This is a genomic window from Desmonostoc vinosum, from assembly GCF_059505385.1.
This window is the reverse complement of sequence record NZ_JCACKM010000023.1, coordinates 1-21,350: the sequence shown is the minus strand read 5'-3', so window position 1 is coordinate 21,350 and position 21,350 is coordinate 1. Positions and strand designations below refer to the sequence as shown.

Annotated in this window: 21 protein-coding genes and 1 pseudogene; 12 read left to right on the top strand and 10 right to left on the bottom strand. The window is 41.7% G+C overall.

Annotated features, from left to right (window positions below; translation table 11 throughout):
- Nucleotides 1–84: 84 nt before the first annotated feature.
- Together AC5JMF_RS02500 and AC5JMF_RS02495 are read left to right on the top strand one after the other, a co-directional pair.
- Nucleotides 85–240: a hypothetical protein gene (locus AC5JMF_RS02500; RefSeq protein ID WP_495794145.1), complete on the top strand. Its 156-nt coding sequence runs from the start codon at nucleotides 85–87 to the stop codon at nucleotides 238–240.
- A gap of 344 nt (nucleotides 241–584) precedes the next feature.
- Complete coding sequence (locus AC5JMF_RS02495) at nucleotides 585–2,174, top strand: glycoside hydrolase family 57 protein (protein ID WP_495794144.1); 1,590 nt, start codon at nucleotides 585–587, stop codon at nucleotides 2,172–2,174.
- A gap of 121 nt (nucleotides 2,175–2,295) precedes the next feature.
- Here the strand turns inward: AC5JMF_RS02495 and AC5JMF_RS02490 are convergent, their stop codons facing one another.
- Nucleotides 2,296–3,267 (bottom strand): CobW family GTP-binding protein, encoded by a 972-nt coding sequence (locus AC5JMF_RS02490; RefSeq protein ID WP_495794143.1) that lies wholly within the window; start codon nucleotides 3,265–3,267, stop codon nucleotides 2,296–2,298.
- Between the two features lie 217 nt (nucleotides 3,268–3,484).
- Here AC5JMF_RS02490 and AC5JMF_RS02485 point away from each other — a divergent pair, with 217 nt between their 5' ends.
- Both AC5JMF_RS02485 and AC5JMF_RS02480 read left to right on the top strand, forming a co-directional pair.
- Entirely contained in the window at nucleotides 3,485–4,402 is a 918-nt protein-coding gene (locus AC5JMF_RS02485) for an Rpn family recombination-promoting nuclease/putative transposase (protein WP_495794142.1), read from the top strand.
- 74 nt (nucleotides 4,403–4,476) lie between these two features.
- Nucleotides 4,477–4,677, top strand: a complete 201-nt coding sequence (locus AC5JMF_RS02480) for an aldehyde dehydrogenase family protein (RefSeq protein ID WP_495794141.1) — start codon at nucleotides 4,477–4,479, stop codon at nucleotides 4,675–4,677.
- Between the two features lie 170 nt (nucleotides 4,678–4,847).
- On the opposite strand, the gene AC5JMF_RS02475 is transcribed toward AC5JMF_RS02480, so the two are convergent.
- Nucleotides 4,848–5,636 (bottom strand): choice-of-anchor W domain-containing protein, encoded by a 789-nt coding sequence (locus tag AC5JMF_RS02475; RefSeq protein ID WP_495794140.1) that lies wholly within the window; start codon nucleotides 5,634–5,636, stop codon nucleotides 4,848–4,850.
- 528 nt (nucleotides 5,637–6,164) lie between these two features.
- Between AC5JMF_RS02475 and AC5JMF_RS02470 the strand changes: the two genes are divergently transcribed.
- The 3 genes from AC5JMF_RS02470 to AC5JMF_RS02460 are packed head-to-tail and all read left to right on the top strand — an operon-like array spanning nucleotide 6,165 to nucleotide 9,717.
- The gene (locus tag AC5JMF_RS02470; RefSeq protein WP_495794139.1) at nucleotides 6,165–7,703 is read left to right on the top strand and encodes an efflux RND transporter periplasmic adaptor subunit; all 1,539 of its coding nucleotides are present in this window, start codon (nucleotides 6,165–6,167) and stop codon (nucleotides 7,701–7,703) included.
- A gap of 23 nt (nucleotides 7,704–7,726) precedes the next feature.
- Nucleotides 7,727–9,007 (top strand): ABC transporter permease, encoded by a 1,281-nt coding sequence (locus tag AC5JMF_RS02465; protein WP_495794138.1) that lies wholly within the window; start codon nucleotides 7,727–7,729, stop codon nucleotides 9,005–9,007.
- A gap of 38 nt (nucleotides 9,008–9,045) precedes the next feature.
- A complete protein-coding gene (locus AC5JMF_RS02460; protein WP_495794137.1) occupies nucleotides 9,046–9,717 on the top strand; it encodes an ABC transporter ATP-binding protein in 672 nt (223 codons plus the stop codon).
- A gap of 112 nt (nucleotides 9,718–9,829) precedes the next feature.
- Here the strand turns inward: AC5JMF_RS02460 and AC5JMF_RS02455 are convergent, their stop codons facing one another.
- Together AC5JMF_RS02455 and glmM are read right to left on the bottom strand one after the other, a co-directional pair.
- Entirely contained in the window at nucleotides 9,830–10,282 is a 453-nt protein-coding gene (locus AC5JMF_RS02455; RefSeq protein ID WP_495794136.1) for a DUF2141 domain-containing protein, read from the bottom strand.
- Nucleotides 10,283–10,419: 137 nt separating this feature from the next.
- Complete coding sequence (gene glmM, locus AC5JMF_RS02450; RefSeq protein WP_495794135.1) at nucleotides 10,420–11,886, bottom strand: phosphoglucosamine mutase; 1,467 nt, start codon at nucleotides 11,884–11,886, stop codon at nucleotides 10,420–10,422.
- Between the two features lie 282 nt (nucleotides 11,887–12,168).
- Here glmM and AC5JMF_RS02445 point away from each other — a divergent pair, with 282 nt between their 5' ends.
- The 3 genes from AC5JMF_RS02445 (at nucleotide 12,169) to AC5JMF_RS02435 (ending at nucleotide 14,863) form a co-directional block, all read left to right on the top strand.
- A complete protein-coding gene (locus AC5JMF_RS02445; RefSeq protein ID WP_495794134.1) occupies nucleotides 12,169–12,885 on the top strand; it encodes a biliverdin-producing heme oxygenase in 717 nt (238 codons plus the stop codon).
- Nucleotides 12,886–13,227: 342 nt separating this feature from the next.
- Nucleotides 13,228–14,268 carry a cobalamin biosynthesis protein CobW gene (gene cobW, locus AC5JMF_RS02440; RefSeq protein ID WP_495794133.1) on the top strand — a complete coding sequence of 347 codons (1,041 nt, stop codon included), beginning with the start codon at nucleotides 13,228–13,230 and terminating at the stop codon, nucleotides 14,266–14,268.
- A gap of 130 nt (nucleotides 14,269–14,398) precedes the next feature.
- Entirely contained in the window at nucleotides 14,399–14,863 is a 465-nt protein-coding gene (locus tag AC5JMF_RS02435; RefSeq protein WP_495794132.1) for an ABA4-like family protein, read from the top strand.
- 124 nt (nucleotides 14,864–14,987) lie between these two features.
- Here the strand turns inward: AC5JMF_RS02435 and AC5JMF_RS02430 are convergent, their stop codons facing one another.
- The 5 genes from AC5JMF_RS02430 to AC5JMF_RS02410 all read right to left on the bottom strand — a co-directional run bounded on the left by AC5JMF_RS02430 (nucleotide 14,988) and on the right by AC5JMF_RS02410 (nucleotide 17,883).
- Nucleotides 14,988–15,206, bottom strand: a complete 219-nt coding sequence (locus AC5JMF_RS02430; RefSeq protein ID WP_495794131.1) for an acetyltransferase — start codon at nucleotides 15,204–15,206, stop codon at nucleotides 14,988–14,990.
- A gap of 44 nt (nucleotides 15,207–15,250) precedes the next feature.
- Nucleotides 15,251–15,469 carry a hypothetical protein gene (locus AC5JMF_RS02425; protein WP_495794130.1) on the bottom strand — a complete coding sequence of 73 codons (219 nt, stop codon included), beginning with the start codon at nucleotides 15,467–15,469 and terminating at the stop codon, nucleotides 15,251–15,253.
- Nucleotides 15,470–15,533: 64 nt separating this feature from the next.
- Nucleotides 15,534–15,842, bottom strand: a complete 309-nt coding sequence (locus AC5JMF_RS02420; protein ID WP_495794129.1) for a DUF3181 family protein — start codon at nucleotides 15,840–15,842, stop codon at nucleotides 15,534–15,536.
- 119 nt (nucleotides 15,843–15,961) lie between these two features.
- Nucleotides 15,962–16,219: a hypothetical protein gene (locus AC5JMF_RS02415; protein ID WP_495794128.1), complete on the bottom strand. Its 258-nt coding sequence runs from the start codon at nucleotides 16,217–16,219 to the stop codon at nucleotides 15,962–15,964.
- A gap of 38 nt (nucleotides 16,220–16,257) precedes the next feature.
- On the bottom strand, nucleotides 16,258–17,883 hold the full coding sequence (locus AC5JMF_RS02410) for a CocE/NonD family hydrolase (protein ID WP_495794127.1): 1,626 nt from the start codon (nucleotides 17,881–17,883) through the stop codon (nucleotides 16,258–16,260).
- Nucleotides 17,884–18,335: 452 nt separating this feature from the next.
- On the opposite strand from AC5JMF_RS02410, the gene AC5JMF_RS02405 reads away from it, so the two are divergent.
- Entirely contained in the window at nucleotides 18,336–19,421 is a 1,086-nt protein-coding gene (locus AC5JMF_RS02405) for a glycosyltransferase family 4 protein (RefSeq protein ID WP_495794180.1), read from the top strand.
- On the opposite strand, the pseudogene AC5JMF_RS02400 reads toward AC5JMF_RS02405, so the two are convergent.
- A pseudogene (locus AC5JMF_RS02400) lies at nucleotides 19,418–19,594 on the bottom strand (DUF1499 domain-containing protein); the annotation flags it as partial. The gene AC5JMF_RS02405 and the pseudogene AC5JMF_RS02400 overlap by 4 nt on opposite strands.
- A 199-nt stretch (nucleotides 19,595–19,793) precedes the next feature.
- Between AC5JMF_RS02400 and AC5JMF_RS02395 the strand changes: the two are divergent.
- Nucleotides 19,794–20,942 carry an alanine--glyoxylate aminotransferase family protein gene (locus tag AC5JMF_RS02395; protein WP_495794126.1) on the top strand — a complete coding sequence of 383 codons (1,149 nt, stop codon included), beginning with the start codon at nucleotides 19,794–19,796 and terminating at the stop codon, nucleotides 20,940–20,942.
- The last annotated feature ends 408 nt before the right edge of the window (nucleotides 20,943–21,350 follow it).

The following is a 21,350-nucleotide window of genomic DNA, read 5'->3' as shown; positions in this document are numbered from 1 at the left end:
GCATCGCTACGTTTCAATCTGTTGCCATTGCTTTCAAACTGAGTTCACCGAAAGTAGAATTTTTCCATCAGGCAATATAGTGCTGTGAATCAAATAATCTCTAACCAAGTTCGTTGGACAACCTCAGACCTAGAATTACTCGCAACTGACGAATGGAAGCGCTATGAAATTATTGATGGAAAACTGTTTTGTATAATGCAGGCGATCGCGCAAACGACAATCGAAAATTTCTATTCCTAATCCTTCACGTAATTCGATCCACCGAATATATCCCTACTTGATCACAAATTTAAAACTTGTATAAATAAACACTTGTAATTACTTATGAGCGCCCGCTCACTCACGCTAACATGGAAACAAAAAAGTGCGATCGCAATTATCTTGACAAAACGTTGACAAACAGCAGGTATTGATCTGGAGCGAGTATTTGAGAACTGGGTTAGAGACTGGGAACTAGGAAGAATTTATCTTTGATTCCTAATACTTGAGACAAAACTACTATCACAAGGACGATAAAGTCTTAAAATATTGTTAATTTCTGCCAACCCTCGACTTCACTTTACAAGTATCACCCCAGAATCACTATGGCTATTGGCTACGTCGCGCTTGTACTTCATGCACACCTGCCCTTCGTTCGTCACCCAGAAAGTGACTATGTGCTGGAGGAAGAATGGCTCTATGAAGCCATTACCGAAACCTACATTCCTTTATTGAAAGTATTTGAAGGCTTAAAGCGAGACGGCATCGACTTTAAAATCACAATGAGCATGACACCGCCTTTAGTGTCGATGCTCCGTGATCCCTTACTGCAAGAACGCTATGACGCACATTTAGCCCAACTAGAAGAACTTATAGAAATGGAGGCTGAGCGTAATCTCCACAATGGGCATATTCTTTATCTAGCTGAACATTACGCTACTGAATTTAACGAAGCGCGTCAGATATGGGAACGCAACAAGGGTGACTTGGTGACAGCTTTTAAGCAGTTTCAAGACTCTAACAATTTAGAAATCATCACTTGCGGCGCTACTCACGGCTATCTACCGTTAATGAAAATGTATCCACAAGCAGTGTGGGCACAAATACAAGTAGCTTGCGAACACTACGAAGAAACCTTTGGACAGGCACCTAGAGGTATTTGGTTGCCAGAATGTGCTTACTATGAGGGTGTAGAGCGAATGCTGGCAGATGCCGGTTTACGCTACTTCCTCACTGATGGGCATGGCATTCTTTACGCCCGTCCTCGTCCGCGTTTTGGTACCTATGCCCCGATTTTTACTGAAACTGGTGTCGCAGCCTTTGGTCGAGATCATGAATCTTCGCAACAAGTTTGGTCTTCTGAAGTGGGCTATCCAGGCGCTGCAGAATATCGAGAATTTTACAAAGATTTGGGTTGGGAAGCTGAATATGAATACATCAAGCCCTATATCATGCCTAATGGCCAGCGTAAAAATACGGGTATTAAGTATCATAAAATTACAGGTCGTGGTTTAGGTTTATCTGATAAGGCACTTTACGATCCTTATTGGGCAAGAGAAAAAGCAGCAGAACATGCTGGCAACTTTATGTATAACCGAGAGCGGCAAGTTGAGCATCTCCATGGGATCATGCAGCGTCCGCCAGTGATTGTTTCGCCCTATGACGCAGAATTATTTGGGCATTGGTGGTATGAGGGGCCATGGTTCATCGATTACCTATTCCGTAAGTCATGGCATGACCAAGGAACTTATGCAATGACTCACTTGGCGGATTATTTACGAGCAGAACCGACTCAGCAAGTTTGTCGTCCTTCGCAATCTAGTTGGGGTTTTAAGGGATTCCACGAATATTGGTTGAATGAAACGAATGCGTGGATTTACCCACATTTGCACAAAGGTGCAGAGCGGATGATTGAAATATCGCACCTAGAGCCAGAGGATGAATTACAGTGGCGAGCGCTGAATCAAGCAGCGCGAGAACTGCTACTAGCTCAATCTTCTGACTGGGCGTTTATTATGCGGACGGGAACGATGGTACCCTATGCAGTTAGAAGGACGCGATCGCACCTCATGCGCTTCAATAAGCTTTATGAGGAGTTGAAAATTGGCAAAGTAGACAGTGGTTGGCTAGAAAAAGTCGAGCTAATGGATAATATCTTCCCTAACATCAACTACCGCGTCTATCGCCCGTTGTAATGATTTGACATAAAAGTAAGGACAGTTGCATACAGCCTGATTCCAACCGGGAGCAAACTGTCCATTGCTAAATTTACCTGCAATCTGCTATATCAGTTTGAAAACACGTCCTATTCTCTATTCAAGCTAAACAAGCACGAAAATCTTGTTTAAGTTGCGCTTCATCCAGATTGCGTCCGATAAAAACTAGCTCATTCTTACGGGTTTCATTTGGTTTCCAGGGGCGATCAGATCTGCCATCAAATATCATATGCACCCCTTGAAATACAAATCTATTGTCTTCTCCAGCAATGTTTAAAATACCTTTCATTCTAAAGATATCTGGCCCTTGAGTACGCAGTAATTCAGAAAGCCAAGCGTTTAGTTTTTGTCCGTCAATCGCACCCGTTTCTAATAAAGCTACAGAAAATACACTGTCATCATGTTCGTGAGTATCTTCGCCTAAAAAATTTGGGTCAACTTCTAACGCGCGGTCTAAATCAAAAGCTTTCACGCCCAATAAGGCATCCATTTTGAGTTCAGAATTACGTGTCCGATAGATTTTTGCCATGGCATTCATCGACCGAATCCGCTTTTCTAATTCATCTAATTCTTGCGGTATTACCAAATCAGTTTTATTCAGTAAAATCACATCAGCAAAAGCAATTTGTTCTTGCGCTTCATCTGCATCCCAGTGCTGTTGAATATGCTTAGCGTCTACCACTGTCACCACAGCATCTAAAGATAGTTGACTTTGCATATCTTCATCAACAAAGAATGTTTGAATCACTGGTGCAGGATCAGCTAAGCCAGTAGTTTCTATGACTAAATGGTCAAATTTATCACGTCGCTTCATCAAATTGCCAATGATGCGAATCAAATCACCACGCACTGTACAACAAATACAGCCGTTATTCATCTCAAATATTTCTTCATCTGCATCGATAATCAATTGGTTATCAATGCCCACTTCCCCAAATTCATTAACGATCACAGCTACTTTTTTGCCATGTTCGTAGGTGAGGATGTGATTGAGTAGAGTTGTTTTACCTGCTCCCAGATAGCCAGTTAAAACAGTAACAGGAACTGAATCTGTGATTACGTCAGACACCATACTCTCATGCCTCTTTTCTCACCATATGGATAATCATTATCGCTGATCATAAATCTTTTTATATTTTTGTGCGAACTGGCGTTTGCTTAGTGCTTAGGTCAAATAATTGCATAAAATCCAGTAAAAACAGCTATTTTTTCGATTTGTATGGTAGTTTACGGTTTCTGTCTCCTTTAGGTTACGATTAGCTTTATTTTCTAAGTGTGTCTACAACTCAATGACAAAACCTGCTGATGTTAGCACCAAAAGATTAATCAGTCTCGCGCCCGATAACTGGGTAAGATGGGTGACTCAAATCCCCGATATTGTTGCTGGAGAAATTCTCAGTGGTGAATTTCAGTGGATAAGTCGAGAAAGTGATGTTTTAATCCGTGTCAACAGTCTTGAGTATGGAGAATTTCTTGTTCTCAATGAAGTGCAACTGCGCTATCAATCGAGAATACCACGCCGGATACGTGCATATGCAGCACTTGCTGAAGAAAAATATTATTTACCAATATACCCTGTTCTGATCAACATTCTAAAAACTGGCAACAACGAAATACCCACGAGCTTTATCTCCAATCTTGCAGGATTACGGGCAATACAAGATTATCGGGTAATTAACCTGTGGGAAGTTGATGTCAATATTGCTTTTCAACAACCGTTACCATCCTTACTGCCGTTTGTCCCCATTCTCAAAGGTGGCGAAAATGAATCTACCATTAGAGAAGCATTACAAATTCTGCGTGCAGATGAACAACTAAACCAACTGGAAACGGTATTAGCTTTTTTTGCTACGTTTGTTTTAGAGAGTGGGTTAGTTCAGGAAATTATGAGGTGGGATATGACTGTGTTACGTGAATCGCCTTGGTATCAAGAAATTTTACGCGAGGGAGAAGCACGCGGAGAAGCACGCGGGGAAGCACGCGGAGAAGCACGCGGGGAAGCACGCGGGGAAGCACGCGGGGAAGAACGTGGACGGCGAGAGGAATTATTTTCAGGTATTGAATTGGCATTAGAGATTAAATTTGGCAACTCCGGTTTGGAATTAATGCCTACAATCTATCAAATTGCTGATTTACAGCAATTAAAAAGTATTCAACAAGCTATCAAAACTGTAAACACTATTGAAGAGTTCCGGCAACTTCTGTAGTAATTTAAGTAAGGGAACGGGGAAACTAAGCCACTCACTATACAAGTAGGGTTTTAACCGATGTGCGTGATGACATGAAAATAGCCCAAAAGGAAATCTTTGGGCCAGTGATGAGCATTATCAAATTTAAAGATATTGATGAAGCAATTCAACGGGCTAATAGTACGATGTACGGACTTGCCGCCGCAGTCTGGACAAAGGATATCACCAAAGCACATGCGATCGCTCATAACGTGCGTGCTGGTACTATCTGGTATCGGTCGAGAACTAGGTGAATATGGCTTGCAGCAATACACCGAAGTTAAGACAGTTACTGTCAAACTGTAAGAAGCTAGAGGGAAGATGAGGGGGATGTGGTTCGACTCCGCTCACCAACCGGGGTATGAGGAAGTAAGGGAATAACTCTTGATTCTTGACTTTTAACCAATTCCCCATTCCCCATTCCCTATATAACTACTTGCTTTCTTCTGCTAACAGTTGCACCCACGATTCCAACTGCTAAGATTGCAGCGACCATACCAGGCTCTGGTACGCTTTTTTTCTTGCCCACTTTGATTTGGAAAGCGAGATTAGAATTAGATGGTCGTGTGCCCGTCCAACTCATAGATGTTTTACCAGTGATTGTAAATTTAGTGGATGACACATCCTTAATTTGTAAATAATCTATGTCTCTACCGTTAGATGTACCTGTAGAGCCTATAGAAGAGATGCTACTCACTCCTGAAGAATTCGTTATTGCTTGACCATTAAACAGCAAGTTACTCAGCGTCATAATGCTGTCTGTCGTATTGCTGTTTTTTACAGCAGCAGTACGGATAAAGATATCACCTATTTCACTGTTGGCTGCTACTTTTGTGGTGCTTATGAGTGTGTTACCAACGGTGAATTTAACTTCGCTTCCTGTATATGCCAGGGTAAAGTCCCATAGTGTACCACTATTACCCCAATTAAAGTTCTTTTCGTCAAGAACCGGAGCGCCTAATACAACATCACCATTAATCTTTACTTCCTTCTGTGCCATACCTCCACTGTCACCAACCCGACCTTCAGCAACAAACAATTCTTCAAACTCTTTACGATTCACTAACGATATAAATTCAGTATCTGTAGTCCATGCTTTGGACTCGAATGTCACCGCTTGGGCTGGGTTGATTGCTGCAAATGACCCCAGTGTTACTAAACCTAAAATTAGAAATGATTTGTGTTGATTTATAGATTTGCCTAAAGACAGCATTTTTATCTCTCTCAAATAACATATCAATTACAAACCCAAGCTTAAAGTAAGGTTTTCTATGCTGTCTATAAAAAGCTCTATTTTTTACTAAAAATTCTATTAAATATAAAATATTGCTTATTGTTAAGTATAAGCACTTAATAAGCTTGAATAAATAAAATTGAAGATTTTAAGTGAAAGTACTTAAGTTACCATTTTTTAGAAAAGTAAGGAATTCAGTTGTTCATAAATTAATGACCAAGGTCATACATCAATTTGAAATTACTAGTGACTTTGGTCATACATTGATTAGCGGCTTTTTGATCGATAATTACTTACATGAATTTATACGATAAATGCATCAGGCAATTGTTCAATACAGTTCAGATAAAACCTTGGTGAGTGCAATGGTTCAAGCGCGGTTGGCAGCTTACTTATGTAGAAATGTTGCATTGTCACTTTTCTACTAACAATACTTTCACCAATAACCTTTAACTAAATGTATTGGACTATGGCTTGGTGGCGATTTTTCCCAAATTGATAGTAAATATGACAGTTGATACATCAAACTCTGTAGATTCACTACCTTTGATTCCACAAGCAAAAAAAAAGAGCAAGAATCATTGGTTATCTTGGCTATTTCTGTTTGGTCTTGTGGGTGCAATTGGTTATGCAGTTTACTACCAAGTAGCTGTACTTCCTAAGCAAGAAGCAAAACAGCAGATGATCACTCAGTCAGTAGAAAGGCAAAGTATGCCAATCACAGTTTTAGCTAACGGTACAGTCAAGCCGGAAAGGTCTATTAATGTTAGCCCAAAAAATTCCGGCATATTGAAAAGACTGCTGGTAAAAGAGGGAGATACTGTCAAACAGGGGCAAGTGCTTGCTTACATGGATGATTCTAATCTGCAAGGGCAACTCACCCAAGCAAGAGGACAACTAGCTCAAGCAGAGGCAAATCTGCAAAAGGCGCAAGCAGGTAACCGTCCTCAAGATATTGGCCAGGCACAGGCACAATTAGAAGAAGCCCAAGCAAATCTACAAAAGGCGCAAACAGGCAATCGTCCTCAAGACATTGCCCAAGCGCAGGCACGCCTACAAAGCGCTCAAGCTAATTTGAGTAAAGCAGAAGATGATTTTCGCCGTAACCAGCAACTATATAATACTGGGGCTATTTCTCTTCAGACTGTAAATCAAAAACGCAGCGATCGCGACAGTGCCCAAGCTGCTGTAAATGAAGCACAGCAAGCATTAGCTTTGCAAAAAGCTGGGTCACGTCCAGAAGACATTGAACAAGCACGATCTGTAGTGAAACAGAGACAGCAAGCTTTGGCATTGCTAAAAGCCGGAACGCGCACAGAAGATATTGAAGCAGCCCGTGCCCAAGTCATGTCTGCGCGTGGTTCATTACAAAATATCCAAGCCCAAATCAATGACACTATACTCCGCGCACCTTTCGATAGTATCGTCACCCAAAAGTATGCCGATCCTGGTGCTTTTGTAACTCCCACAACATCAGGGAGTTCTGTTTCTTCGGCAACTTCTTCTTCCATCTTGTCTTTGGCTTCGACAAATCAAGTTGTAGCCAATGTCGCTGAATCGAACATTGCTAAAATTCGTCTGGGTCAACAAGTCACAATTCGAGCAGATGCTCATCCAGGAAAAACTTTTACAGGTCGAGTTAGTCAAGTTGCTGCCCAAGCTACAGTAGAGCAAAATGTCACCAGCTTTCAAGTAAAAGCAACTTTATCAGATCCGCAAAGAATACTACGATCTGGCATGAATGTAGAAGTAGATTTTCAAGCCGGCCGATTAGACAATGCGATGGTAGTGCCGACAGCAGCAGTTGTTCGTCGAGAACGCGGTACGGGTGTGTTTGTAGTCCAAGGAGATAGTCAGCCTGTTTTTAAGCGCATTGAGACTGGCGCGACTGTCAATAATTTTACGGAAGTGAAATCTGGGTTGCAGGGAACTGAGAAAGTCATGCTGAGTTTCCCACCAGGGATGCGACCACAATCAAGGCCACGAGGCGGTATTCTTCCTAGTACGGGAGGAGGTAATCGTCGTTCTGGTGGGAATTCTCCTTAAACTTAGCTTTAAATACAACAATTATGCTGAAGGGATTTTACAAGTTTAAAGCTAAGAATACTCGCACAATGCCACTATTGGAAATTCTGTCAATGGCAGCAGAAACGCTGTGGAGTAATAAATTACGCACAGGCCTAACGATGCTGGGTGTGATTATTGGTATTGCCTCAGTCATTGCCATTACCTCTGTTGGCCAGGGAGTACAGAAAGGAGTTGAGCAACAAATCCAAGCGTTGGGTACGGATGTGCTGCAAGTTTTAGCTGGTGCCTCTAGAAGCGGTAATAATATCAGTCAAGGACTGGGTTCTACTAGCACCTTAACCTGGGAAGATGCAAAAGCGATCGCCAAGGAAGCACCATCGGCTGAAATTGTTTCTGCTTACCTGCAAAGGAATGCACAAGTTGTGTATGGGGAACAAAACACCTCAACTACAATTTACGGTACTGATTTGAACTATCCAGACGCCAGAAATACTTACCCCCAAGAAGGGAGATATTTTACTCAAGAAGAACTAGATAATGCTGCCCAAGTTGCCGTGCTAGGGCCAACAGTCCAAAAAACACTCTTTGGTGATGGCGTTAACCCCATAGATGAAACAATTCGGATTCAGGGAGAGGCTTACAAGGTAATTGGGGTGACGGAACCTAAAGGTTCTCAAGGGCCAATGGATAGAGACGATCAAATTTTCATTCCCCTGACGAGTATGTCCGGCAGATTAGTTGGTAACAATGCCCTAACTGGCATTTCTGTGAGTGGAGTTTTGGTTAAAGCTAGCAATCAGCAAAAATTAGAAGCTGCTCAATTTCAAGTTACTAATATATTACGTTTACGACACAATATCTATCCGCCGCAAGTTGATGACTTTCGCCTCACTAACCAAGCCGATATCGTCAGCACCTTCACTAATGTAGTCGGATTATTTACAGTCATGGTAGTAGCGATCGCGGGAATTTCTCTAGTTGTTGGTGGAATTGGTATTGCTAATATTATGCTAGTTTCTGTTGTCGAAAGAACACGAGAAATCGGAATTCGTAAAGCAGTAGGAGCCACTAATTCTGCAATATTAAATCAATTTTTAGCTGAAGCGATCGTTATTTCAATTGTTGGGGGGTGCATTGGGATGGGAAGCGGTGTTGTAATTGCTTTTGCCGCAGCAAATATTTTTAGGTTTCCGTTTGTTATTTCTATATTATCAATTATTGCTGGCTTTGGACTGTCTTTAACTGTTGGTTTAATTGCTGGTGTAATTCCAGCTAGAAACGCCGCCAAATTAGACCCAATTACTGCATTGCGTAGCGATTAAATCTAGCAGCACTCTCAATACACTCAATACTACTGATTATGCCTACCATGATTTGGATGGAATCTATTACTAAAGCTTACCGTTTGGGTGAGGTGAATGTACCCATATTAAAAGGAATTCAACTGTCAATTGAAGAGGGTGAATATGTTGCTATTATGGGTGCATCTGGTTCGGGAAAATCTACATTGATGAATATTGTTGGATGTCTGGATCGTCCAACGACAGGAAATTATATTTTTGAAGGTAGAAATCTGACTACTTTTGATGATGATGAATTAGCCTATATCCGCAACCAAAGGATAGGTTTTGTTTTCCAACAATTTAATCTATTGGCGCGGTCAACAGCTTTGGAAAACGTGATGTTACCGATGGTTTATGCGAATTTGCCTAAACCAAAACGTCGTCAAAGAGCATTAGAAGCTTTGCAAAGAGTAGGACTAGGCGATCGCATCTCCAACCGCCCCAGTCAACTGTCTGGGGGACAACAACAACGGGTAGCGATCGCTCGTGCTTTGGTAAATCGGCCTGCATTAGTTTTAGCAGATGAACCAACGGGTGCTTTAGATACTGAAACTTCCCGTGAGGTAATGAATTTGCTAACAGAACTAAATGAGCAAGGCATCACAATTGTGATTGTCACCCATGAGTCAGATATTGCTGCCCAAACTAGAAGAATTATCCGCGTTCAGGATGGTTTAATTGTGGGCTAGATTGAAGATAAGGAACAGGGTGGGGAGTTGGGGGAGATATGGTTCGACTTCGCTCACCAACCGGGAGATGAGGAAGCGAGGGAGAAAGATAATTATCCAGTCCCCAGGCCCCTTAAAAGTATTTCATCTGAATTTGGATATTTGTGTTTGGGCCTGCTACTAAAAAAGCTGCTTCACCGAATTTAGGTGCGCTGGTGCGAACTTCGGGATTGCGAGAAAATCCGAAGCCTTCGATGGGCATCCCCAGGTCGTTACGATTGAGGGTAAGGTCATTATTCTGATCGTGGATTGCAGCAACAGCGTAGTTACCTGCTTTGAGGTTGTCAAAGCTAACGAGTAAAGGGGTGTCGCCAATCTTGGTACATTGCTTTTGTAAGACGCGATCGCGGTTGTTGGGAAAACCTTGACTGTTAGCAAAAATACTAACGCAGATTTGTCCTTGTTTATTTTTTAATCCATCAATTTCTACGGTAAGTTTGCCGTTAAAGTTTGCTTGGGCGTGCAATGACCATGCCAGATTCATCAGCACTGCTACTAATACACTAAGTTTTAATCCTTTGAGCATAATATTTTTACCAGTATCACTTATTTTTCTTCTGCCTAGAGCGACACAACAGGGATAATCTCAAACTACGCCGGGATGTAGAAACCCCTGGCTCAAACGATGTTAGTCAGGGGTTGTTCATGATTACTCAGCACTCTCTACGCTAAGTGTTGTTCGACTTGTGAGACTAACTCATTTGTCCAGTGGTTGGCAAGTTCTGCATCGGCGGCTTCTACCATGACTCTGATGACTGGTTCTGTGCCTGAAGCGCGGACTAAAATTCTACCAGAGTCACCCATGGCGGCCTCAGCAAGTTCGATCGCTTGTTGTAGAGGTTGACAATCTTTCCATGCTAAACGGCGATCGCGATCTAATACTCTCACGTTCTGCAGTAGTTGTGGATAGGTTTGAAAGCTTTGATCTACCAATTCTGCTAGAGAAACTCCCGCTTGTTTCACTAAGGCTGCTAAATGCAAGGCTGTTAACAAGCCATCTCCAGTCATGCCATAGTGACAACACAAAATATGTCCTGATTGTTCACCACCTAACATTCCCCCAGTCCGCAGCATCTCGGCTTGTACGTATTGATCACCGACGGCGGTGCGAATCAATTTGCCTCCTTGTCGCTGCCAAGCCCTTTCAAAGCCTAAGTTGGCCATCACCGTAGACACAATCAGCTGATCTGGTAGGAGTTGCTGTTGTTGTAAGTCGCGTCCCCACAGATAGAGAATGTAATCGCCGTTTACTTGCCTACCAGTATGATCTACGGCTAAAACGCGATCAGCATCGCCATCAAAAGCGAAGCCTAAATCGGCATTGTGTTCTTTTACCGCAGCTTGTAAGATTTCTAGGTGAGTGGAACCGCAGTTGACGTTGATGCGATCGCCATCTGCTTCGTTATGTAAACAGATGACTTCGGCACCCATTTGTGTAAATACTGTTGGTGCTAAACCAACTGCTGCCCCCCATGCTAAATCTAAGACAATCTTCATTCCTTGAAGAGTTATCTTATTTTGTAAAGGTTTTTGCAACGCCTCGCCATAACGCCCTATTAACCCAAAACGCGAGTGATGCCGTCCGCACTTGCCGCTAATAGCTGCTGAGATGTTACCGCGTAGTCCAGCCTCAATTTCTGCTTGCAATGGTTGGGGTAACTTTGTACCATTTGCACCGAAGATTTTAATTCCGTTGTCTTCTGGAGGATTATGACTAGCAGAAATCATTACTCCACCTATAGCATCACTGACGCTGGTGAGATAAGCAACGCAAGGAGTAGGGCACAATCCCAAATACCAAACTTCTAACCCTGCTGCTGTTAAGCCCGCACTCAAAGCCATTGCCAGCATATCACTGGAGTTGCGAGAATCCTGTCCCAAAACCACTGGCCCGACTTGAGTAGCATGGCTACGCAAAACAATACCCGCCCAAAAACCAACTTGTAAAGCCAAAGGCGCACCCAGCAATTCTCCTACTCGTCCGCGAATGCCATCTGTGCCAAACAGAGGAGTTGCTGGTAGAGGCATTAAGTTGAGCATAAAGCTATCCTCAATACTTTTACCCAATCCATCACTTGCGGCAGCAGAATCCCCAGAAATCTCGGAAATCTTAGTTATAGATGAAACCATAATCTTTTAAACACTCCACACAATTAGTCATTAGTCATTATTCATTAGTCATTGGTTAAATGTTCTTTACATTCCCAATTCCCCACTCCCTCCAGAAGCGGGGGCCCCGAGTTCCCCATTTCCTAGCCAATTTGCTGTGTAAAATTTTACAAAACATCTACGCTTAAGAAATATTAATATAAATTCTCATCAAATAGTTCTAATGTAACGTTTTAATGGCTTTTTTAGCCGTTCGTAAATCCAGACTCCAGCAGTTGACTTTTTAAAGTTGAGAAATTTAGCATGAGCAGCAATTTAGCAACCAAATTACGTGTAGGTACTAAGAAAGCCCACACAATGGCAGAAAATGTAGGTTTTGTCAAGTGCTTTTTAAAAGGTGTAGTTGAGAAAAACTCGTACCGGAAACTAGTTGCTAACTTCTACTTCATCTACTCTGCGATGGAAGAGGAGATGGAAAAGCTTCGTCAGCATCCGATTGTTTCACGAATTAATTTTCCCCAGCTTAACCGTAAGCATACTCTAGAGCAAGACTTAGTTTACTACTACGGTGGTAATTGGCGGGAGCAAATTAAATTATCTCCGGCTGGGGAAGCTTATGTACAGCGTATCCGGGAAATTTCGCAAAAGGAACCGGAATTATTGGTAGCACATTCTTACACTCGTTACCTTGGCGACTTATCAGGGGGACAAATCCTGAAAAATATTGCCCAAACGGCGATGAACTTGTCTGATGGACAAGGTACGGCTTTTTATGAATTTGACGAAATTCCTGATGAGAAGGCATTTAAAGTTAAGTATCGTCAAGCTTTGGATGAATTACCTGTTGATGATACTACGGGCGATCGCATTGTTGATGAAGCTAACGCCGCTTTTGGGATGAATATGAAGATGTTCCAAGAGTTGGAAGGTAATTTGATTAAGGCGATCGGTGTCATGCTGTACAATAGCCTCACACGGCGTCGTACTCGTGGTAGTACTGAGCTGGCTACAGCTGAGTAGTTTGGTTTTTTAAGGAGAAGCATAGACGCATTAGCGAAGCGGTAGCGTAAAGCCTACAGCATAGCCTCGTTTAGAGCGAGGTACGAGCATCCTAAGGAGCAGAGGACGCAAAAAAATAAAGTGTGAGAGGGTGGTTTGCGTTGGTTGTATGAATTAGGGTGTTTGTAAGGCACTGAACATATTTAGGGGCAATGGCCCTATGAATGCTTTTTATTGATGAAAGCAAGCATGGGGAAATTGCCCCTCAGTTTTGAGCAATGATGTGTGCGGGATAAAAAATTGGACACATCTTGTATCAAGCTTTTCAAACTGTGTCTTAATTACAAATTACGAATTATTATTATGGCAACAAAAATTCCTGTTACGGTAATTACGGGCTTTTTAGGTAGTGGTAAAACTAGTTTAATTCGCCATTTGCTACAAAATAATCAAGGACGCCGGATTGCTGTTTTAGTTAATGAGTTTGGCGAACTTGGTATTGATGGTGAGTTATTAAAATCTTGTCAGATTTGTCCTGAAGATGGTGATGGTGAAAGTAATATTTTTGAGTTAACTAATGGGTGTTTGTGTTGCACTGTCCAGGAAGAGTTTTTCCCGACGATGCAACAGTTAATTAAGCGACGAGACAGTATCGATTGTATTTTGATTGAGACTTCTGGTTTAGCTTTACCTAAACCGCTAGTTAAGGCTTTTCGTTGGCAAGAAATCCGCAATGCTGCTACTGTGGATGCTGTGATTACTGTGGTAGATTGTGCGGCGGTAGCAGCGGGAACTTTTGCCAGCGATCCTGAAGCGATCGCACAACAGCGACAAGCTGATGATAGTCTAGAACATGAGACACCTTTGCAAGAATTGTTTGAGGATCAACTTGCTTGTGCAGATTTGGTGGTGTTGAGTAAGATTGATTTGATAGATGCTAAAACACGAGTTGAAGTTGAGGAATTAATTAAACAAGAGTTGCCCAGAGTGGTGAAGATGATTGAGAGCGATCGCGGTCAACTAGACCCATCTATATTACTCGGATTTCAAGCGGCAGTGGAAGATAATTTAGATAACCGTCCCAGTCATCATGATCATGAAGAAGACCATGATCATGATGAAGAAATTACTTCAACTCATCTGATTTTAGACCGTGCTTTTGAACCAGAAAAACTGCAAAGACAGTTACAAGCAATAGCAAATCAACAAGAGATTTACCGCATTAAAGGTTTTGTTGCAGTGCCTAACAAACCGATGCGTTTAGTTATGCAAGGTGTAGGGACTCGATTTGATCAATTTTACGATCGTCTTTGGCAACCAGAAGAAGTTAGGCAAACTCGCTTAGTTTTTATCGGTCGTGATTTGAAATCCTCAGAAATAGAATCACAACTCATCAAGCTATAGGGATCTAAACTTGGCTGATGAAATTATTTGCGTAGACAGGGAGTGGGGAGTAGGGAGTTTTTTTAAAGATAAAATACTATTCCTATATAATTTGTGAGTGGTGAGTTATACAATCTCTTTCATCCCTATTATGATTATTTCTCAAATTTTCAACATTGCTAATTTTTTCGTTGTGCCATTTTGGTTATTGATGATTGTTTTTCCAAATTGGCAAGTTACAAGGCGGTTAATGGAATCATTTCTTCCTTTTATCGTGTTAGCTGGAGTATATTTGTATTTATTTATCAGCAGTGTGACACCAGAAACTGCTCAAGCTTTATCTAATCCTCAATTAGCGGATATTGCGCGATTTTTTGCTGATGAAAAAGCCGCTGCTACGGGTTGGATTCATTTTTTAGTTATGGATTTATTTGTCGGTCGTTGGATATATTGGGAAGGACAAAAAACAGGTGTCTGGACAATTCACTCTCTTGCCTTATGTTTTTTTGCTGGCCCTTTAGGAGTACTATCTCACATCTTGACTAACTTGATTACTAAGAAATTTTTCTCGAAGTCACAACAAGATGAAGCGGTGAATATACCAGAAGAAGCATAAATATCAACTCACAATATCATAGACAGCAGGTCGCAGGTCGTTTTTGTAACGGGGATTTATACCCCGCTACAAAAACTTTGGACGAAGTCCGGTTTTAGACCTGATTGTTTTGATAATTAGAGAATTACGATACTTTTGCCTTTCTGTAGTCAGCATCTAGCCAACAACGTGGTAAACTTTCGCCAGACGGAAAAACTAAATTTTCTTTCTTAAAAGTATCAGTTTCTTGTTCTTCTTCACCTTCTTGTTCTTGCCCATGAATAATGTCATTATTCGGATCAAGTAATTCCTGTATATCCAGGATTTTTATTAAGTCGGTGCTATCTTTGATTTGTAAAAACATATAACTAACCTCACTAAAGATTATAAAGATGTATGAGGGCGTGTTTACTTCCCAGAATTTTCAATTAATTTTCTAAACCGCATATATGCTTGTTCTGGTGTCAGCGGTTCAGATTCTTGTTCGTTGGGAATGTAGTATTGCCTATTATCAGGAAAATAACGCACGACAAAGCTAGATATCAGACCTAACTTTAAAGCTACTTTCCCCAGTTTGTCTGCTGTCTCTGCTAAAGTATATTCATCATGAAATTGATAAGTATTCATGCTTTCCACTTCCTATAGGAGGATTGCTAAAGAAGCAAATTATGGAACAAGCATAGTAGATGGGTTAGATCTCGCGTTGATATTTTTCTAAAATATCCACTAGGTTAACTTGGCATTGTAATGGCAGTAAATCTAGTAGGGCAAGTTCCCGTCTACCACCGCCGATTTTAACTGGAATAGATTCTAAAACTTGGATAACTCTGTCTTCGTTGATGGTATTGGAAGTAATTAAAGGATACAGTTGTTCCGCAACAACTTTATGCAATTTGGCATCAGATAAGTAAAGATGCCATTTAGCAATATCTATGTAGACATTTTCGCCAATTTCAGCGGCTAGGGCTTCTAGTAGTTCTGTGGTGCTAGTATTAGCCATAAAAATAACCTTGCATTAATAAAGAGTATCAACTCTAGGCTATTTCATATTATCGCTTAATTAATCGGGCTAACTCTACTGCCACAGGTTACAATCGCCCTAGCAACAGTAGTCCATCTTCAGGTGGATTTAGGTGGGGTTTCAGTGTAGTTAGCGATCGCCGTAATATAAATTAGATGCACTAATAATACTACTACCCAACTCACCGTCAACCACGGTAGCCACTCCCAAGTTGTTGCTTTTAGGTTATGGAAGAACCACAATCCAGAGTTAATCGTAGCAGCGATCGCTACATGCACGGCGAAATTCATCCGGTCATCTAATTTACGGTAAGCTGGATCTTTGCGATCGGGTTGACGAGGCCAACGAGGAGGCATAAATATTTATTACAGGTTTGAATATGTCCCTACTCATTTTAAACAATCACGGGTAACAAAACTTGAGAATTCGCCTCGCCTCCACAACTCACTCTCAGCGTAATTATCTGAGCATCTAATAAACTTTCGCTGCTAATCACCGCACTATTACCAGAGTTCATTGCATAAGCTGGAAAACATGCCGCACTTAAACTCAAGCGTAGGGCGTTACCTTTGGCAATTTGCACACAAGTAGTTTGTAGTTGAATTTTCGTTATAGAGATGTGACATGTCACGTCTCTACAATGGGCATAACCTTGGGTCACATTGTACACGCGTCCATCGGGATATACTTGCGACAAAACAGCACATAAATCATAACTGGGCTGATCCGCTTGAGCGCAAATTTCTACTGCTATATCCCCTACCAAATGCAAGTCAGTTGTTAATGGCTCGCTAGTATAAGTTAATACGTCACTGCGACAATCGAGATGCGATCGCTCAAACACACCTGCTGGAATTGCCGCATGTCCACCCAGAGACGGAACTGGTCGCCCAGGATCATGAACTAATACATCATGAGTGCCAAGTGGAGAGTTTTGGGTACTGAGAGTGCCTGAATCTTCTCTGATGCTAGCAAGCCCAGTGGTTGACAAAAAGTAAGATTTCTGGTTTGCTATAGGTAAATTAGGGAAAGTGCGCCAAATATTACTCCCCATTTCAAACAGGCAAACAGACGATTCCCGAAGCAATCCTGTATCTACACCTTTAAGAAACTGATCAAACCAACGGACTTGCATTTTATCTACAGGACTCACCGCCTTAGCACCAAAGTCAACCTCACCAACTTTACGACCCCAAGGTAAATGTGCCCAAGGCCCGACTAATAAATGTTGAGGCATCCTGCTACGGGCTGCCATGTCTTTGTATAGATGCATAGTACCACGTAGATAAGTATCAAACCATCCACCGATATGTAACATGGGCAAGTCAATACCTTGTAGGTGGCATTTGGGTGATATTTCTTGCCAATATGCATTTGGTTGGGAATGCATTAACCACTCGTGATAGAACGAGTCAGGTGCAAATTGCTGGAGAATTTCAGAATTAGTTAGAGGTAAATTGCCATTAGCGGCAGATAATCCTGTAAAAGCTGTTTTATCTTTACGTAAACGAGCAGTTTCCGTTGCTAATTGAATTGCCCAAGCGAGATTAGTTTGTAAACAAAATGCACCTCCTTCATAAGCCCAATCTGTGTATAAATCATAGCCAATCATCGCGGGACAAATTGTGACAAGGGCACTTGGTTTAGTAGCTGCGGCATATAACTGAGTCATTCCTTGATAGGAAAAACCATACATGCCAACTTTGCCATTACTACCAGATAGATTTGCTGCCCAATTGACTGTATCTTCACCATCTGTAATCTCATTAGTAAATAACTTAAATTCACCTTCAGAAGTGCCCCTGCCTCGCACATCTTGAATCACCACAATATAGCCGTGGGCAGCATACCAACTAGGATGGGCATAAACAACGGTAGATGCGATCGCTTTGCCGTAAGGTTGTCGCATTAATAACACCGGAAACTCACCATCCGCATCGGGACGATAGATATCCGCATCTAGGCGAACACCGTCTCTAGCTTGCATACAGGCAGTTTCTTTAGCAAAGATTTTGAGCATAAAATCTAAAAAGTATAGTTTAATATTTGCACCTACTTAAGTATCCGCTAAATCCTTATAGTTTGGATTGAAAAATTAAATACTTGACATCGACCGATCAGAAATTTTGTTGATTAGAATTCATCCCCTTGAATAAATACAACTATTCTCGTTGCCAACTAAAAATGGAATGACAAACAGCAATCAATCTGGGTTGACGAATAATTAATTTTTAGCTTATATTTACTACTAAAAACTTTTCTCATTCTAAGTAATGCAAAAGAAATATACCTCTTTAGTCAAGGACGTTTCCTTACCTAAGATAGACTAACAATATAGAAATAAACGCATAAAATCTTGATGCGTTAATCAAGTAAAGTCTGTTTTTCTAGAGTAAAAATAAACGTTTACAAGCACATCGAAACAAAAAGGAAACACTTTTAATTCTAGTTTTATTTTTTAGGAGGTTTATGATGCGAATTGCTCAAATAGCACCACTATGGGAGAGAGTACCACCTCCAGCTTATGGAGGTATCGAGCTTGTTGTAGGGTTACTAACAGATGAATTAGTTAAACGTGGACATGAAGTGACTTTGTTCGCATCGGGAGATTCTATCAGTCTGGCAAAACTCTTATCAGTTCATCCCCGCGCCCTCAGACTAGATTCGACAATCAAAGATCACAGCATTTACGATATGCTGCAATTAGCTTCTGTATACGAACATGCAGAAGATTTTGATATCATTCACTCCCATGTGGGACACATCACACTACCTTACACAAACCTGGTGACAACTCCCACTGTTCATACGTTGCACGGTATTTTTACCCCGGACAACGAAAAAATCTTTAAATTTGGCAAAAATCAGCCTTATGTGAGTATTTCCAATACCCAACGAGAACCCAGATTAGGGTTGAACTATGCAGCCACAGTCTACAATGGGATTGATGTCAGCAGTTACAAATTTTATCCCCAAGCGGAAGAACCTCCCTACTTAGCGTTCTTGGGTAGGATATCTCCAGAAAAGGGAACGCACCTAGCAATAGAAATTGCTCAAAAATCTGGCTGGCATTTAAAAATGGCAGGGAAAGTAGACGTTGTTGATGTGGAATATTATGAGCAACAAATCAAACCACACATCGACGGTAAGCAAATTGAGTATCTCGGTGAAGCTAACCATGCTCAAAAAAATGCCCTCATGGGAGGTGCAGTGGCAACTCTTTTCCCCATCACTTGGCGCGAACCCTTTGGGTTAGTGATGGTTGAGTCTATGGCTGCGGGTACGCCAGTAATCGCGATGAAGCTAGGGTCTACTGTGGAAATTATTGACCATGGCAAGACGGGTTTGTTATGCAACAGCATTCAAGAGTGCATCAGTGCGATTGAGCAAGCATCAGAGTTAGACCGTTATGCTTGTCGGAAATATGTTGAAAACCGTTTTAGCGTCAAGCAAATGGTCGATGGCTATGAGGCACTATATCGACAAATTTTAGCAGACCGATTTGCTCAAAATGGTCATTTCCGTAGCTTGGTTGGGATTGCAAACAACCGCATTTAGGTGTTCAGAACCTCGTTGAACTTGGCTCTAATGGTCTCTATGGGTTGACGATTAACGCCTAAATCACCGTAACCCCAGTGCGAGGCTGAGCGAACTTGAATTACATTTGCATTCCGGTCTAGATAGAGCTCGGCATCATCCACAAATCCCATCAAAGCACTTTTGAATGATACCTTTAAGAACTGCGATCGCTTATTCTGGGGTAGATGTGAAATTCAATGGTGCAATTTGGTGGATGGGATCAGAACTCTGACTCTTAAACTTTCACATCTTTGATTTATGTAGAGCAGGCTATAGTTTTTAGCTGAGTAAAATATTGGCCATGCGATCGCCTTATTATGCGATCAGTATTATTTAAGTGATCGTCGAATTATGACGCAAACAATCTCAATCAACGACACTCAGCGTTTATCACTCACACCCTTAGCAATACCACACCGTCTACTGTTGGGGCCTGGCCCATCGAATGCTCATCCCACAGTTCTCCAAGCGATGAACACCTCACCGGTTGGACATCTTGACCCAGCTTTTTTGGAACTCATGGATGAGATTCAATCGTTGCTGCGCTACGTTTGGCAAACAGAAAACCCACTGACCATTGCCGTTAGTGGTACCGGTTCAGCTGCTATGGAAGCAACCATCGCCAATGCCATAGAACCCGGTGATGTCGTGTTAATTGGTGTTGCTGGATACTTCGGTAATCGCCTCGTAGATATGGCTGGAAGGTATGGTGCTGATGTGCGAACCATCACCAAACCTTGGGGAAAAGTCTTCTGTTTAGAAGAACTACGGACAGCCATGGAAACTCATCGTCCGGCTATTTTGGCTTTGGTTCATGCCGAAACTTCTACTGGCGCACGTCAACCTTTAGAAGGAGTTGCTGAGATTTGTCGTGAATTTAACACACTATTACTAGTGGATACAGTGACAAGTTTAGGCGGTGTTCCCATCTTTTTAGATGCTTGGGGGGTTGACCTAGCCTACAGCTGTAGCCAAAAAGGGTTGGGTTGCCCGCCTGGTGCTTCACCATTTACAATGAGTCCGCGTGCGGCCCAGAAATTGCAGCAACGTCGCACTAAGGTGGCAAACTGGTATTTGGATATGTCATTGCTTAGCAAGTATTGGGGCACTGAACGCACCTATCACCATACAGCCCCAATAAACCTGTACTATGCATTACGAGAAGCACTGCGTTTGGTTACAGAAGAGGGACTAGTAAATTGCTGGCAGCGTCATCAAAATAATGTAGAGTATCTATGGCAAGGGTTGGAAGATTTAGGATTGAGTTTACACGTTGAGCAACAATATCGACTACCAACTCTCACTACTGTCTGCATTCCAGCCGGAGTGGATGGTAAAGCGATCGCTAAACAATTGTTAAATGAACATGGGATTGAAATTGGCGGTGGTCTTGGTGAACTCGCCGGTCAAGTTTGGCGCGTCGGTCTGATGGGTTTTAACAGTCGCAAAGAAAGTGTTGATCAACTTTTGGCAGCATTGCGACAGGTTTTACCTAAGTAGTTTTAGCATAATTTATACTGCTGTTAATTCGCATTTTAACAATTGCTTGATAGCAATTTTTGTAAGGTGGGCACTGTTTATACTTCACTTAAACCCTGATTTTTAAGTTATGGGCAGTGTCCACATAATAGTACTTCTGGCTAAATTTGTTGAGTAAATAAATATCTCTAGTAACAACGACTGTATTTAATAAGTATAACAATAACGATATTTAAGCTATTTAAATTAAGTGAAGATACTGATTTATGCCGTTTTAGAATTCGATTAGCATTTATCTGGTTGAGTAATATTTCCTAGATATTGTAATTGTCAGGAACCTCAGCCTAAAGGCATGAGGCTTGAAAGAGAAATCCGGATAGCCATTCTGACCAGCCTAAGTCTTAACTGACAACGTTTTTTGAGTCACGA

Bases quoted from the DNA above. Each gene is read 5' to 3' on its own strand.
- AC5JMF_RS02495 (WP_495794144.1), top strand. From the start codon at position 585: ATGGCTATTGGCTACGTCGCGCTTGTACTTCATGCACACCTGCCCTTC.
- AC5JMF_RS02490 (WP_495794143.1), bottom strand. From the start codon at position 3,267: ATGGTGTCTGACGTAATCACAGATTCAGTTCCTGTTACTGTTTTAACT.
- AC5JMF_RS02485 (WP_495794142.1), top strand. From the start codon at position 3,485: ATGACAAAACCTGCTGATGTTAGCACCAAAAGATTAATCAGTCTCGCG.
- AC5JMF_RS02480 (WP_495794141.1), top strand. From the start codon at position 4,477: ATGAAAATAGCCCAAAAGGAAATCTTTGGGCCAGTGATGAGCATTATC.
- AC5JMF_RS02475 (WP_495794140.1), bottom strand. From the start codon at position 5,636: ATGCTGTCTTTAGGCAAATCTATAAATCAACACAAATCATTTCTAATT.
- AC5JMF_RS02470 (WP_495794139.1), top strand. From the start codon at position 6,165: ATGACAGTTGATACATCAAACTCTGTAGATTCACTACCTTTGATTCCA.
- AC5JMF_RS02465 (WP_495794138.1), top strand. From the start codon at position 7,727: ATGCTGAAGGGATTTTACAAGTTTAAAGCTAAGAATACTCGCACAATG.
- AC5JMF_RS02460 (WP_495794137.1), top strand. From the start codon at position 9,046: ATGCCTACCATGATTTGGATGGAATCTATTACTAAAGCTTACCGTTTG.
- AC5JMF_RS02455 (WP_495794136.1), bottom strand. From the start codon at position 10,282: ATGCTCAAAGGATTAAAACTTAGTGTATTAGTAGCAGTGCTGATGAAT.
- glmM (WP_495794135.1), bottom strand. From the start codon at position 11,886: ATGGTTTCATCTATAACTAAGATTTCCGAGATTTCTGGGGATTCTGCT.
- AC5JMF_RS02445 (WP_495794134.1), top strand. From the start codon at position 12,169: ATGAGCAGCAATTTAGCAACCAAATTACGTGTAGGTACTAAGAAAGCC.
- cobW (WP_495794133.1), top strand. From the start codon at position 13,228: ATGGCAACAAAAATTCCTGTTACGGTAATTACGGGCTTTTTAGGTAGT.
- AC5JMF_RS02435 (WP_495794132.1), top strand. From the start codon at position 14,399: ATGATTATTTCTCAAATTTTCAACATTGCTAATTTTTTCGTTGTGCCA.
- AC5JMF_RS02430 (WP_495794131.1), bottom strand. From the start codon at position 15,206: ATGTTTTTACAAATCAAAGATAGCACCGACTTAATAAAAATCCTGGAT.
- AC5JMF_RS02425 (WP_495794130.1), bottom strand. From the start codon at position 15,469: ATGAATACTTATCAATTTCATGATGAATATACTTTAGCAGAGACAGCA.
- AC5JMF_RS02420 (WP_495794129.1), bottom strand. From the start codon at position 15,842: ATGGCTAATACTAGCACCACAGAACTACTAGAAGCCCTAGCCGCTGAA.
- AC5JMF_RS02415 (WP_495794128.1), bottom strand. From the start codon at position 16,219: ATGCCTCCTCGTTGGCCTCGTCAACCCGATCGCAAAGATCCAGCTTAC.
- AC5JMF_RS02410 (WP_495794127.1), bottom strand. From the start codon at position 17,883: ATGCTCAAAATCTTTGCTAAAGAAACTGCCTGTATGCAAGCTAGAGAC.
- AC5JMF_RS02405 (WP_495794180.1), top strand. From the start codon at position 18,336: ATGCGAATTGCTCAAATAGCACCACTATGGGAGAGAGTACCACCTCCA.
- AC5JMF_RS02395 (WP_495794126.1), top strand. From the start codon at position 19,794: ATGACGCAAACAATCTCAATCAACGACACTCAGCGTTTATCACTCACA.